The organism is Rhizobium ecuadorense (assembly GCF_001187535.1).
GTDB lineage: Bacteria > Pseudomonadota > Alphaproteobacteria > Rhizobiales > Rhizobiaceae > Rhizobium > Rhizobium ecuadorense.
On record NZ_LFIO01000855.1, the window covers coordinates 1 to 227 of the forward strand.

At 58.6% G+C, this 227-nt stretch carries 1 pseudogene; it reads right to left on the reverse strand.

Annotated features, from left to right (window positions below):
* Window positions 1-227 (reverse strand): annotated as a pseudogene (locus AF337_RS14895) (adenylate/guanylate cyclase domain-containing protein); the annotation flags it as partial.

The following is a 227-nucleotide window of genomic DNA, read 5'->3' on the forward strand; positions in this document are numbered from 1 at the left end:
GGCAACCGCACATAGGACAGCATCCACGACGGAGCCAAATTCCACGATCGCGCCATCGCCCATGAGCTTCACTGTGCGTCCGTGATATTCCGCGAGCAGTGGGTCGAAGACTTCGGAGCGCAATGCCCTCATCGCGGCCAGCGTACCGGCCTCGTCATCCTCGATAAGTCTTGAATAACCAACGATATCGACGGCGAGAATTGCAACCAGCCGCCGCTCGGCATGAT